The 12696-nt window shown below is 73.4% G+C and carries 9 protein-coding genes and 1 pseudogene; 5 read left to right on the top strand and 5 right to left on the bottom strand.

Features of this window, described 5'->3' with window-relative positions; all coding sequences use genetic code 11:
* Positions 1-337 precede the first annotated feature (337 nt).
* Positions 338-787 (top strand): gamma-glutamylcyclotransferase family protein, encoded by a 450-nt coding sequence (locus tag E6U81_RS15835; RefSeq protein WP_136230825.1) that lies wholly within the window; start codon positions 338-340, stop codon positions 785-787.
* Positions 788-818: 31 nt separating this feature from the next.
* On the opposite strand, the gene dnaG is transcribed toward E6U81_RS15835, so the two are convergent.
* The 4 genes and pseudogenes from dnaG to E6U81_RS15815 all read right to left on the bottom strand — a co-directional run bounded on the left by dnaG (position 819) and on the right by E6U81_RS15815 (position 6380).
* Positions 819-2723, bottom strand: a complete 1905-nt coding sequence (gene dnaG / locus E6U81_RS15830; protein WP_136230717.1) for a DNA primase — start codon at positions 2721-2723, stop codon at positions 819-821.
* A gap of 34 nt (positions 2724-2757) precedes the next feature.
* Positions 2758-4032 (bottom strand): FAD-dependent oxidoreductase, encoded by a 1275-nt coding sequence (locus tag E6U81_RS15825; protein WP_031145826.1) that lies wholly within the window; start codon positions 4030-4032, stop codon positions 2758-2760.
* A gap of 93 nt (positions 4033-4125) precedes the next feature.
* The gene (locus tag E6U81_RS15820; protein ID WP_136230716.1) at positions 4126-5451 is read right to left on the bottom strand and encodes a deoxyguanosinetriphosphate triphosphohydrolase; all 1326 of its coding nucleotides are present in this window, start codon (positions 5449-5451) and stop codon (positions 4126-4128) included.
* A 36-nt stretch (positions 5452-5487) separates the two neighbouring features.
* Positions 5488-6380 (bottom strand): annotated as a pseudogene (locus E6U81_RS15815) (sirohydrochlorin chelatase).
* A gap of 333 nt (positions 6381-6713) precedes the next feature.
* Here E6U81_RS15815 and E6U81_RS15810 point away from each other — a divergent pair.
* The 4 genes from E6U81_RS15810 (at position 6714) to E6U81_RS15795 (ending at position 12035) form a co-directional block, all read left to right on the top strand.
* The gene (locus E6U81_RS15810; RefSeq protein WP_240803846.1) at positions 6714-7328 is read left to right on the top strand and encodes an ElyC/SanA/YdcF family protein; all 615 of its coding nucleotides are present in this window, start codon (positions 6714-6716) and stop codon (positions 7326-7328) included.
* Positions 7329-7388: 60 nt separating this feature from the next.
* The gene (locus tag E6U81_RS15805) at positions 7389-8165 is read left to right on the top strand and encodes a glucose 1-dehydrogenase (RefSeq protein ID WP_168714638.1); all 777 of its coding nucleotides are present in this window, start codon (positions 7389-7391) and stop codon (positions 8163-8165) included.
* Positions 8166-8451: 286 nt separating this feature from the next.
* Positions 8452-10533, top strand: coding sequence for a molybdopterin oxidoreductase family protein (locus E6U81_RS15800; protein ID WP_136230713.1), 2082 nt, complete (start codon positions 8452-8454; stop codon positions 10531-10533).
* A 464-nt stretch (positions 10534-10997) separates the two neighbouring features.
* Positions 10998-12035: an RNA polymerase sigma factor gene (locus E6U81_RS15795; RefSeq protein ID WP_346766151.1), complete on the top strand. Its 1038-nt coding sequence runs from the start codon at positions 10998-11000 to the stop codon at positions 12033-12035.
* Positions 12036-12127: 92 nt separating this feature from the next.
* On the opposite strand, the gene E6U81_RS15790 is transcribed toward E6U81_RS15795, so the two are convergent.
* Positions 12128-12643: a GNAT family N-acetyltransferase gene (locus E6U81_RS15790; protein WP_136230712.1), complete on the bottom strand. Its 516-nt coding sequence runs from the start codon at positions 12641-12643 to the stop codon at positions 12128-12130.
* Positions 12644-12696: the final 53 nt, after the last annotated feature.

Below are 12696 nucleotides of genomic sequence, written 5' to 3'. Positions count from 1 at the left end.
AGTGGTTCGGGATGCGGCTGAGGGGACACGGGGGGCGCGGGCGTTCCAACCCCGAGCCCCCCGTCGGGTGCGCAACAGCCGCCGGCGGCCAGTGCGCACAGGCACAGCAGGACGGCGGCGAAGCGGCGGCACGAAGGGGTCATGGACGTAGAACCGTGAGGTCGGAGGGGGGTGTGGTCCGACGCTAAACGGCCCGGGTCACGGGCAGCGGGACGTTGTGTAACAGCGGTGCGTACGGTGGTGGCACGCAGCGAAGTCGGGACTTTCGGCCCGGCCGCGGAGCGCTGCGCCATACCCGAGGGAGGGCTCCGTGACATCGGTCGAACGGCCCCACGAGATGACCACCGCCGAGCTGCCGTTCTTCGTGTACGGGACCCTGCGCCCCGGTGAGGTCAACCACGGCCTGTTCCTCCGCGGCCGCACGGCCTCCGAGGAGCCCGCAACCCTGCCGGACGCGGTCCTCTACGACGGCCCGGGCTATCCCTACGCGGTCCACCGGCCGGGCACCGCCGTCGTCGGGGAGCTGATCACGGCGGAGCCCGGCACGTACCGGGAGCTGCTGGCCGAGCTCGACCGGCTGGAGGAGTACGAGGGCCCGGGGCGGCCGGGGAACGTCTACGACCGGTTCGCCCGTGAGGCCCTGCGCCCCGACGGCACCGCGGTGCGCGCCTGGGTCTACCTGGCGTCCCCGCTGATCGCCCGCGACCTGCGGGAGAGGGGGGCGGAGATAGCCGGGGGCGACTGGTTCAACCGTTCCGCCGAGCCGTCCCGGCACCCCTTGGGGTAGGGCGGGTCGGGCAGGGTCCGGAAGGGACGGGCTAGAGCCCTTCCGCCCCGCGGTTGCGCAGGCGCTGACCGTACTGCTGGAGCACCCACAGCTCTTCCTGGACGGCGGTGTGCTGTTCCGGCGGGGCCTGCGGACCCAGGCGGGTCATGGTGCCCTGGACCTCCAGTACCCGGCGGTCGACGGCACGCAGGCGGACCTGGACGAGCTGGACCCCTGCGTAGACCTCGTCCACGGTCTTGGCGTGGATGGCTTCCACCGCCAGCTCGGTGACCATCGCGCGGACGGTGTCGTTCGGCGCGGCGTCGCGCACGCGGGCCAGGTAGCCGTCGTCGGCCTGCGAGGCGCCGCCCGCGTCCTGGATGGCCTGGCGGACCGCGGCGTAGGGCGGGGCGGTGAACTCGTCGATCCCGTACGCGTCGAACGCGGGGGAGACCAGGGCGGGACGCTGGAGCGCCAGCTTGAGCAGTTCGCGCTCGGTGCGGTGCGCGGGGCTGCGCAGGTTGAGGGCGGGGCCGCCGCCGCCGGCCGGCGGCGGCGTCGGCGCGGGGGCCGACTGCTGGGTGCGGCCCCGGCCCTGCTGCTGCGGCTGGTTGCCGCGCTCGCGCGCCCATCGTGCGAGCTGCGCCACCCGCTTGACGACGAACTGCTCGTCGAGGATGCCCAGCATGCCCGCCAGCTGGACCGCCGACTCGTGCTGGATCGACAGGTCCTTGATGCTCGCGACGACCGGAGCGGCCTCGGCCAGCGCGGCCGCCCGTCCCGCCGGGTTCTCCAGGTTGTGCCGGGAGACGATGTGCCGCAGTGCGAACTCGAACAGCGGGGTGCGGGCCTCCACCAGGCCGGCGACGGCCGCGTCGCCCTGCGCGAGGCGCAGGTCGCAGGGATCCATCCCGCCGGGGGCGATGGTGATCGAGGTTTCGGCCGCGAACTTCTGGTCGTCCTCGAAGGCCCGCAGAGCCGCCTTCTGCCCGGCCGCGTCGCCGTCGAAGGTGAAGATCACCTCGGCGGTGGCGTTGTCCATCAGCAGGCGGCGGAGGATCTTGATGTGGTCACCGCCGAAGGAGGTGCCACAGGTCGCGATGGCGGTGGTGACGCCGGCCAGGTGGCAGGCCATCACGTCCGTGTAGCCCTCGACGACCACGGCCCGGGAGGTCTTGGCGATCTCCTTCTTGGCCAGGTCGATGCCGTAGAGCACCTGGGACTTCTTGTAGATCGCCGTCTCGGGGGTGTTCAGGTACTTCGGCCCGTTGTCGTCGTCGCGCAGCTTGCGCGCGCCGAAGCCGACGACTTCGCCGCTGGTGTCGCGGATCGGCCACATCAGCCGGCCGCGGAAGCGGTCGATCGGCTTGCCGCTGCGACTGTCCTGGGCGAGCCCGGAGGTGATCAGCTCCTTGTCGGTGAAGCCCTTGCCGCGCAGGAAGCGGGTCAGGTGGTCCCACCCGGCCGGGCTGTAGCCGACGCCGAAGTGGGCGGCCGCGGCCTGGTCGAAGCCGCGCTCCGCCAGGAACTTGCGGCCGATCTCGGCCTCGGGGCCGTCCAGCTGGTCGACGTAGAACCGGGCGGCTTCCCGGTGTGCCTCGACCAGCCGGATGCGCTCACCGCGGCCGCTGGTGCCGGCGGTGTAGCCGCCCTCCTCGTAGCGCAGGGTGATCCCGGCCAGGCCGGCCAGGCGCTCGACCGCCTCCGAGAAGGAGAGGTGGTCGATCTTCATGACGAAGTCGAGGGTGTCCCCGCCCGCCTGGCAGCCGAAGCAGTGGTAGAGGCCCTTGCTGGGGCTCACCTGGAAGGAAGGGGACTTCTCGTCGTGGAAGGGGCACAGGCCCTTGAGGTTGCCTCCGCCCGCGTTGCGCAGCTGGAGGTAGTCGGAGACCACGGCGTCGATCGGGACCGCGTCCCGTACCGCCTTCACGTCGTCGTCATTGATCCGTCCTGCCACCCGTGAAGTCTACGGCCGGGCGCGGACAAACCCGTCAGGCCCCCTCCGCCGGGATCAGCGAGGCAAGCGGAACCGATGGGTCCGAAAGGGCCTCGCGGTCCACGGGCGCCTTTGACCTGATCAGAGCCTGGATGTGCTCGGTGACGTCCCACACGTTCACGTTCATTCCGGCGAGGACGCGCCCCTCGGAGAGCCAGAAGGCGATGAACTCCCGCTTGCCGGCGTCGCCGCGGATCAACACCTGGTCGTAGCCGCCGGGCGGGGCGTATCCCGAGTACTCCAGGCCCACGTCGTACTGGTCCGAGAAGAAGTACGGCACCCGGTCGTAGGCGACGTCGTGCCCCAGCATCGCCCGGGCGGCGGCCGGTCCGCCGTTCAGCGCGTTGGCCCAGTGCTCGACCCGCAGCCTGGTGCCGAGCACCGGGTGGTGGGCCGCCGCCACGTCGCCGACCGCGTAGACGTCCGGGTCGGAGGTGCACAGGGAGGCGTCCACGGCGATCCCGCCGCCGTGCTCCCGGTCGACCAGGGCCAGTCCGGAGGTCTCGGCGAGGGCCGTCCGCGGCGCGGCCCCGATCGCGGCGAGCACCGCGTGCGCGGGGTGCTCCTCGCCGTCGTCGGTGCGGGCGGCCAGCACCATGCCGTCCTGGCCGATGATCTCGGTCAGCCGGGCGCCGAAGTGGAAGCGCACCCCGTGGTCGGCGTGCAGGTCGCCGAAGAGCCGGCCGATCTCGGGGCCGAGCACCGCGTGCAGCGCGGTGGCCTCCGGTTCGACGACGGTCACCTCGGCGCCGTACCCGCGGGCCGCGGCGGCGACCTCCAGCCCGATCCATCCGGCGCCCGCGATCAGCAGGTGGCCGTTGTCCCGGCCGAGGCCCGCCAGGACGTGGCGGAGCCGCTCGGCGTGCGCGAGCCGGCGCAGGTGGTGCACGCCGGCCAGTCCGGTGCCGGGGATGTCCAGGCGGCGCGGCTCGGCGCCGGTGGCGAGCAGCAGCTTGTCGTAGTGGACGACCGTGCCGTCCCCGAGGACCACCCTCTTGGCTTCCCGGTCGAGGTGCACGGCCGGCTGGCCGAGGTGCAGCTCGATGTCGGAGGCCGCGTACCAGGACGGCTCGTGGACGAAGACGCTCTCGCGCTCCTCCTTGCCCGTCAGGTAGCCCTTGGACAGCGGGGGGCGCTCGTACGGATGGTCACGCTCGTCGCCGATCAGGATCACCCGCCCCGTGAACCCCTCGGCCCTCAGCGTTTCGGCCGCCTTCGCCCCGGCGAGCCCCGCGCCGACGATGACGAATGTCCGGTGTGCGTCGACCACCTGATGCCTCCTCATAACCTCTACGCCACATGCGACCACATGCGAGCGTCCCGCACTGAGCCTGCCGCGTGAAGGGGGAGTGGCTCGATCGGCTCACCCTTCGGCGCGTCGGGTGCGCCGGGTGAGGCGTGCGTGCAGGGAACGCGCGGAAGCGTCGGTGAGACACGCGATCTGATCGATGACGGCCCGCTTCCTGGCCCTGTCGTCCGCGGCGGCGTCGAAGATGGCCCGGAACTGCGGGTCCAGGCCCTCGGGGGCGCGGGTGCTGAGCGCCTCGGCCAGTTCGGCCAGGACGATGCGCTGGTCGGCCCGGATGCGCTCCTGCTCGTCGCGCTGCATGACGTACAGGTCGGCGACGGCCTTGAGGACCGCGCACTCGTTGCGCGCGTCCCGCGGGACCACCAGTTCGGCGCCGTACCGGGTGAGGCGGCCCGAGCCGTACGCCTCCCGGGTGGCTCCTTCGGCGGCCAGGCAGAAGCGGCCGATCAGCTGGCTGGTGGCGTCCTTCAGGCGGCTCTGGGCGATGGCGGAACCGTCGTACCCGTGCGGCCACCACTCCTGCTCCATCAGCCGGTCGAGGGCGGCCCGCAGCTCGTCGGGGGAGGTGTCGGCGGGGACGTACCGGCCGATGGCGACCTGCCAGATCGCCGCCCGCTCGGGCTCGGCGAAGAGGAGGTTCGGGTCGAGGTGCCCGGCGTGCAGGCCGTCCTCGAAGTCGTGGACGGAGTAGGCGACGTCGTCGGCCCAGTCCATGACCTGGGCCTCGAAGCACTTGCGGTCGGCGGGCGCGCCGAGGCGCAGCCACTCGAAGACCGGCAGGTCGTCCTCGTACGCCCCGAACTTCACCGAGTCGGGGTCGGTCGGGTGGCCGCCGCGGGCCCACGGGTACTTGGTGGCGGCGTCCAGGCAGGCCCGGGTGAGGTTGAGGCCGACGCTGACCGGCTGCCCGGTCGCCGGGTCGGGCACGAACCGCTTGGGCTCCAGCCGCGTCAGCAGGCGCAGCGACTGTGCGTTGCCCTCGAAGCCGCCGCAGTCCTTGGCGAACTCGTTGAGCGCCTCCTCGCCGTTGTGGCCGAAGGGCGGGTGGCCCATGTCGTGGGAGAGGCAGGCGGCTTCGACGAGGTCGGGGTCGCAGCCGAGCGCGGCGCCGAGCTCCCGTCCGACCTGCGCGCATTCGAGGGAGTGTGTGAGGCGGGTGCGGGGGCTGGCGTCCCAGTCGTAGGAGCGGGTGCCCGGCGTGACCACCTGGGTCTTCCCGGCGAGGCGGCGCAGAGCGGCGGAGTGCAGCACGCGGGCCCGGTCGCGCTGGAAGGCGGTGCGGCCGGGGCGTTTGTCGGGCTCGGCGGCCCAGCGCTCGGTGTCGGCGGGGTCGTAGGGCGAGTAGAGGTCGTCTGCGGGGGCGTGCGCGGTGCCTTCCATGACAAGACGGTAACCGCAACGACTGACAAACCGGGATCAGGCGGAGACGAGTTCCGGCCGGGGGAGGGCGGCGGGACGGCCCAGGGCCTCGTCGTAGCGGCGCAGCAGCAGGCGGGCCAGGGCCGGGTGGTCGCCCAGCGGGGCGGACGCGGGGCCGGGCGAGGCGGCGGCGGTCTGGGTGGCGAAGCGGCCGGGAGCGGCGAAGTACGAGGCCACGGCCGTCCGGTGGTGTCCGCGGGCGGCCAGGGCCCGGACGGCCTCGGGGACGTCGGGCGCGGCGGCCGAGGCGTAGGCGGGCACCACCGGGACACCGCCGAGGCGGCCGGCGAGCAGCGCGGCGGTGCGGCGGGTGTCGGCCGCCGAGTCGGGGTCGCGGGAGCCGGCGGCGGCGAGCACCACGGCGGTGCCGGGGGTCCAGCCGGCTTCCAGGAGCCGTTCGTACAGGGCCTCGACGAGCAGCGGGTGCGGGCCCAGCGGGGCGGCGACGCGGGTGCGCAGGTGGGCGGCCCGGGCCGCGGCCGCGGGGAGGTCGCGCTTGACGTGGTACCCCCGGCCGAGCAGCAGCGGGACGAGCACGGCCGCGCCGGACGTCCCGCGCAGGGTGTCGTCGAGCAGCGGCTCGTTCAGTTCGATGTGGCCGAGCCGGACGTCGAGCCGCGGGCGGAGCTCGCGGACCCGTTCGAGGAGGGCCAGGGCGGTGTGCAGGGCGCGGGGGTCGCGGCTGCCGTGGGCCACGGCGACGAGGGCGGGCTGCTGCATGGGCGGTCTCCGAGGGGGCGGGTGCGGGGCGGTCGCAGTCCGCTGAGCTGCGTGCCGAGTTGGGCGGTGATCCGGGTCAGCAGTTCGGCCGCGCTGCCGAACGGGAGGGAGGCGAGGGAAGGGAGGGAGGTGAGGGCGAGGCTGTCGGGAGGGTGCACCGGCTCCGTCATGAACCGATCCTGCGGGCTGCAGATTGCGGGTGCGTTGCGCCGGGGTGACGGGTGTTTGCGGGGTGCTCACTCGGTCGTTCGTACGGGTGAAAGGGGGCGGTGCCGGAACTCCGGGCACAGCGGTGATCGTCAATGTGTGCGAACGGTGTGTGCGGGCGGTGTGCGGGAGGGGCGGTCATGGAGATCAAGGGCTGGGCGCGGGCGCGGGCGGTGGCGGGGCCGAGGGTCCGGGCGAGGGCAGGGGCCTGGGTGCGGGCGGTGGCGGACCGGCTGCCGGGACGGCCGCGGCGGCTGCGGGGAGTCCGGGGCAGACGGCTGGCGGTGCAGACCGTCATGGCGGCCTGTGCGCTGGCGCTGCTGCCGTCGGCGTGGACGCACGCGTCGGCCGCCGACCGGCTGCGGACGACGGCCGACGCGCCGGCCGCCGACGTGGCGGTGGTGTTCGGGGCCGGCCTGTGGCGGGGGCGGCCCACGCCCTATCTCGCCGACCGGCTCGACGCCGCGGCCGAGCTGTACCGCACGGGCAAGGTCAGAGTGGTGCTGGTCACCGGGGACAACAGCCGCAAGGAGTACGACGAGCCCGACGCCATGCGCAGGTACCTGACCGAGCACGGGGTCCCGGACACGCAGATCGTCAGCGACTACGCCGGCTTCGACACCTGGGACTCCTGTGTGCGGGCCAAGGAGATCTTCGGGGTCGAGCGGGCCGTGCTGGTCACCCAGGGCTTCCACATACGCAGGGCCGTCGCCCTGTGCCAGGCGGCGGGCCTGGACTCGTACGGGGTCGGGGTGGCCGACGTGCACGACGCCACCTGGTACTACGGCCAGACGCGCGAGTTCTTCGCATCGGGCAAGGCGGCGCTGGACGCGGCCCTCAAGCCCTCCCCGCGGTTCCTGGGTCCGAAGGAGGAAGGGGTGACGCGGGCCCTGGCTGCTCTGGCAGACTGACGCACCGCTTCATATGCCGATTAGTCATATGCCTGATCGGTCGGTACGAGCGTCAGGGGCGTGAGCGTGGCTGGAGTGGATCTGAGCGGCAAGGTCGTCGTCGTCACCGGCGGAGCCCGAGGTCTGGGCGCCGCGGCGGCGCGGGCCGTCGTCGACGGCGGCGGCCGGGTACTGATCACCGACGTGCTGGAGGCGGAGGCTGCCGGGACCGCAGCCAGGCTGGGCGACGCGGCGCGCTTCATCAGGCACGACGTGACGAGCGAGGACGACTGGGCGGCGGCGCTGGAGTACGCGGTCGCCGAGTTCGGCCGGATCGACGGCCTCGTGAACAACGCCGGCATAGCCTCCGGCCAGTTGCTGGAGCACGAGAGCGTCGAGAGCTTCCGCCGCGTCGTCGAGATCAACCTGGTCGGCGTGTTCATCGGGATCAGGACCGCGATCCCGCTGCTCCGCGCGAACGGCGGCGGGTCCATCGTCAACATCTCCTCCGCCGCAGGCCTGACCGGCCTCGCGCTCACCGCGGGCTACGGCGCCTCCAAGTGGGGTGTGCGCGGCCTGTCGAAGATCGGCGCGGTGGAGCTCGCCGAGGCCGGGATCCGCGTGAACTCCGTGCACCCCGGCATGACGCTGACCCCCATGACCGCCCCGATCGGCATCCGGGCGGGCGAGGGCAACTACCCGGGCGCCCCCATGGGCCGCGTCGGCGTCCCCGAGGAGGTGGCCTCCGCAGTCGCGTTCCTCCTCTCCGACGCCGCCGCCTACATGACGGGCGCCGAGCTCGCGGTCGACGGCGGCTGGACCGCGGGCCTGACGGTGAAACACCTGACGGGCCGCTGACGCAGCCCACCGCCCGGCCCTGCGCCGCACCGGCCCGCCGCGCGGCGCGAGGCACGTGAATCGGCGTGCCCCACCCGGGGCAAGAGCCTCATCCCGGAGCGCGGCCTCCTGAACATCGATGTCGTCGACTGCCGGATCGTGTACGTCGAGATCATTGACCGGCCCCCGCTGCGGCGCGGGGCGGGCGCCGCCTCACCGGCGGGGCCGGGCGCTGCTGAGGGAGCCGTACGGGAGGTGTAACCGGAGACGGCGGCCCGTGTAACACCGCCGACGCACGCTGGACCGCATGCACACCCCGGGAGCACCCGCCGCCACCGCCACGCACTGCCCCTACTGCGCGCTGCAGTGCGGGATGAACCTGCGCCCCGAGCCGAGCGGCGCAGGCGTGACGGTGGAGGAGCGCGCCGACTTCCCGGTCAACCGGGGCGCGCTGTGCGGCAAGGGCCGCACCGCTCCCGCCGTGCTCTCCTCCCGGGTGCGCCTGACCGAGCCGCTCGTCCGCACCCACGCAGGGCGGCTCGAACCCGCCACCTGGGAGGAGGCCCTCGACACCGTCGCCGCAGGCCTCGCCCGCACGGCCCGCGCGTACGGACCGGACGCCGTCGGCGTCTTCGGCGGCGGCGGTCTCACCAACGAGAAGGCGTACGCGCTCGGCAAGTTCGCCCGCGTCGCCCTGCGCACCTCGCAGATCGACTACAACGGCCGCTTCTGCATGTCCTCGGCGGCCGCCGCCCACCAGAAGGCCTTCGGGCTCGACCGTGGCCTGCCCTTCCCGCTGGAGGACATCCCCCGCACCGGCTGCGTGGTCCTCGTCGGCTCGAACCTGGCCGAGACCATGCCGCCCGCCCTGCGCTACCTCACCGAGCTCAAGGCCAACGGCGGCACCCTCATCGTCATCGACCCGCGCCGCACGCGCACCGCAGAACAGGCCGACCTGCACCTGGCCCCCCGCCCCGGCACCGACCTCGCCCTCGCCCTCGGCCTCCTGCACCTCGTGGTCGCCGAAGGCCGCACCGACGAGGAGTTCATCGCCGCCCGCACCACCGGCTGGGAAGCGGCCCGGGCCGCCGCCATGGCCCACTGGCCCGAGCTGGTGGAACGCATCACCGGCGTCCCCGTCCCGGCCCTGCGCGAGGCGGTCGGACTCTTCTGCGCCCCCGACTCCGCGATGGTGCTGACCGCACGCGGCCCGGAGCAGCAGTCCAAGGGCACCGACACCGTCGGCGCCTGGATCAACCTGTGCCTGGCCACCGGCCGGGCCGGCCGCCCCCTCTCCGGTTACGGCTGCCTCACCGGCCAGGGCAACGGACAGGGCGGCCGCGAGCACGGGCAGAAGGCCGACCAGCTCCCCGGCTACCGCAAGCTCACCGACCCGGCCGCGCGCGCCCACGTCGCCGGGGTCTGGGGCGTCGACCCCGACAGCCTCCCCGGCCCCGGCCGCAGCGCCTACGAACTCCTCGACGCCCTCGGCACCGAGGTGAAGTCCCTCCTCCTGATGGGCTCCAACCCGGTGGTCTCGGCGCCGCGCGCCGCACACGTCGAGGACCGGATCCGCTCACTGGACTTCCTCGCCGTGGCCGACGTCGTCCTCTCCGAGACGGCCGCCCTCGCCGACGTCGTCCTCCCCGTCACCCAGTGGGCGGAGGAGACCGGCACCACCACCAACCTGGAGGGCCGCGTCCTGCTGCGCCGCCGCGCCCTCACCCCGCCCCCGGGCGTCCGCAGCGACCTGGAGGTCCTGCACGGGCTCGCCGCCCGCCTCGGCGTCGAGAAGGGCTTCCCCACCGATCCCGAGGAGGTCTTCGGCGAACTGCGCCGTGCCTCGGCCGGCGGCCCGGCGGACTACTCGGGCATCACCTACGACCGCATCCAGGCCGAACAGGGCGTCTTCTGGCCCTGCCCCGAAGGCTCGCCCGGCACCGAGCGCCTCTTCCTCGACCGCTTCGCCACCGAGGACGGCCGGGCCCGCTTCGTCCCCGTTGCCCACCGCGACGCCGCCGAGATCCCCGACGCCGACTACCCGCTCCTGCTCACCACCGGCCGCGTGGTCGCCCAGTACCAGTCCGGCGCCCAGACCCGCCGGGTGGACGAGCTCAACGAGGCCGCCCCCGGTCCCTTCGTCGAACTCCACCCCCGCCTCGCCGCCCGCCTCGGCGCGGTCGACGGCAGCCCCCTGGCAGTCACCTCCCGCCGCGGCCGCGCGGTGGCCCCGGCCCGCATCACGGACACCATCCGCGCGGACACGGTCTTCATGCCCTTCCACTGGCCCGGCGAGGGCCGCGCCAACACCCTGACCAACCCGGCGCTCGACCCCACCTCCCGCATGCCGGAGTTCAAGGTCTGCGCGGTCCGCGTCGAGCCGGCCTAGCCCGGAGACGCCTCGAACGTCGGACGCAGGGCCTCCACCAGCCGGGCCAGGGCACCTTGACCCGCACCGGATCGAAGCCGGCCGCCCGCAGCTGCGGAACCAGCAGCTCGTGGCCCGTGCGGTTCCGCAGGGTCAGCATCGGCTGCGACACCATCCGCCCCCGCGCCAGCCGGATGTGGGTCACCTTCAACTCCCGCGCAGCGGCCCAGGCGTCGAGCCGCGCCGGCTCCGCCGCGTCCGCGCAGCGCACCGTCACGTGGGTTTCGTACTCATGCCTGCAGCCGATCATCTCGGACATGCGTCCGATCCGCATCGGGGTTCCCGGCAGGGGGTAACCATCGGTCACGCACCGGACTCAGAAAGTGCTCGCACGCCCCTCGTGGCAGCGATGTGTCTTACCCCACACTGAATGCGGTGCCCCCGTCCTCGGAGCCCTGGAGGTCGCCCCCGTGCAGACCCGGACCCTGACCGTGAACGCGAGCGAGTCCTCGGAGGCCAAAGCCGTGGACGAAGAGCCCGAGGTACTGGAGCTGATCGAGCCGGTGCCTGTGCAGCGCAGGCGGGACAGCGACGGGAGCGGCGGCGGAGCGGGACCCTCCGCCGACCTGTTCCGGCAGTACCTGCGCGAGATAGGCAGGATCCCGCTGCTCACCGCCGCCGAGGAGGTCGACCTGGCGCGGCGCGTCGAAGCCGGGCTGTTCGCCGAGGAGAAGCTCGGCACCACCCCCGACCTCGACTCCCAGCTCGCCGTCGACCTCGACCGGCTGGTCGTCATGGGGCGCATGGCCAAGCGCCGCCTCATCGAGTCGAACCTGCGGCTGGTCGTCTCCGTCGCGAAGCGGTACGTCGGCCGCGGGCTCACCATGCTCGACCTGGTCCAGGAGGGGAACCTCGGGCTGATCCGGGCCGTCGAGAAGTTCGACTACGCCCGCGGGTACAAGTTCTCCACCTACGCCACCTGGTGGATCCGGCAGGCGATGTCCCGGGCCCTCGCCGACCAGGCCCGGACGATCCGGGTGCCCGTCCACGTCGTCGAGCTGATCAACCGCGTCGTCCGCGTACAGCGCCGCATGCTCCAGGAACGGGGCTACGAGCCCACCGCCGAGGAGGTCGCCGTCCACCTGGAGCTGACCCCCGAGCGGGTCCTGGAAGTGCTGCGCCTCGCCCAGGAGCCGGTCTCCCTGCACGCCCCCGTCGGCGAGGAGGACGACGTCGCGCTCGGCGACCTCATCGAGGACGGGGACGCCGCATCCCCGGTGGAGTCGGCCGCCTTCTTCCTGCTGCGCGAGCACCTGGAAGCGGTCCTGTCGACCCTCGGCGAACGCGAGCGCAAGGTCGTGCAGTTGCGGTACGGGCTCGCCGACGGACGCCCCCGCACCCTGGAGGAGATCGGCCGGATCTTCGGCGTGACGCGCGAGCGGATCCGCCAGATCGAGTCCAAGACCCTCAACAAGCTGCGCGACCACGCCTTCGCCGACCAGCTCCGCGGCTACCTGGACTGACGGACTGACGGACCGACGGACCGACGGAAGAGGGGGCGCCCCGCCAGGCGCCCCCGCCCGGTCGGCACCACCCCGGCAGGCTGCGGCCGCGGCTACGGCTGCGCGGGCTCGTGGAGGTCGGCCAGGCTCCGGCTCATCCAGACGTCGTCGACATAGGCCCCGTCGAGCAGGAACTCCTCGGGCAGGACACCGACCACCGCGAAACCGCATCGCAGGTACAGCTGCCGCGCCGGCAGGTTGTGGCCGAGCACGCGCAGGTTCATGCGGCGGGCACCGCCGGCCCGGGCGGCGGCACAGACGGCCTCCACGAGGGCCTGACCGATCCCGCTGCCGCGGGCGGACCCGAGCACCGCCAGTCCCTGGATGTGACGGACGTGCCGGTTCGATTCGAGGGGGCTCGCCGGGGCGTGGGCGATGTACCCCACGATCCTTCGCCCGCGTTCCGCGACGAGGAAGTCCTCCACGGGGTGCCGCTCGTCGAAGAGGGCCGCGTCGGCCGGACGCTCGGGGCCCGGTTCGCTCACGCGCGACCAGGCCGAGCGGAGCAGCTCCACCAACTCGCGTTCGTCCTCCGCCCGAGCAGGGCGTATCACCACGTCCGATGCCATGGCGTCATGCTAGCGACGCCGCCACCGCGCAGCGGATCCCCGGGTGCTGCTCG

This window comes from Streptomyces sp. A0592 (genome assembly GCF_004795115.1).
In the GTDB taxonomy this organism is placed as follows: Bacteria; Actinomycetota; Actinomycetes; order Streptomycetales; family Streptomycetaceae; genus Streptomyces; species Streptomyces erythrochromogenes.
This window is presented reverse-complemented; position numbering and strand designations above follow the sequence as displayed.